General features: G+C 68.8%; 1 protein-coding gene. It reads right to left on the bottom strand.

Going from position 1 to position 384, the window contains the following annotated elements; all coding sequences use genetic code 11:
• Positions 1 to 384: DUF3363 domain-containing protein (locus B7G66_RS15000; RefSeq protein WP_048859353.1), on the bottom strand; the 384-nt coding region annotated here is incomplete at both ends.

Below are 384 nucleotides of genomic sequence, written 5' to 3'. Positions count from 1 at the left end.
CAAACGTTCGGCCACGTCCCCCATCTCCCGCGCCCGCATGGAGGCGACCATGCCACGCGGATAGCGCACACGCGCTCCGTCCTGCTGTGCGATCCCCTGCTCGACCAGATGAGCGCTGCGCTGGCGTAGCGCGTCACGGACCTCCGCCCCGAAGCCCCCCTCTCCCAGCGCCACTGGTTCGCGGGCGACAAGCTGGCGATCCAGCCATGTCGCGCCTCGCGCCCGCACCTGCTCGCCGATTGACAGATCGGAGCGCACCGCAAGTGTCGCCCGTCTCTGGCCCTTCGCATCCTGATAGGTCCGCAGTTCAACCAGTCCACCGTGCGGCACATCTCCGGCCGCCTCCAGTGATGGCAGACGGACATGATGCGTGCGCCCGTCCAC

Source organism: Novacetimonas hansenii JCM 7643 (assembly GCF_000964405.1).
Classification (GTDB): domain Bacteria; phylum Pseudomonadota; class Alphaproteobacteria; order Acetobacterales; family Acetobacteraceae; genus Novacetimonas; species Novacetimonas hansenii.
Note: the sequence above shows the minus strand (reverse complement) of the source record. Positions and strands in the feature narration are given on the sequence as shown.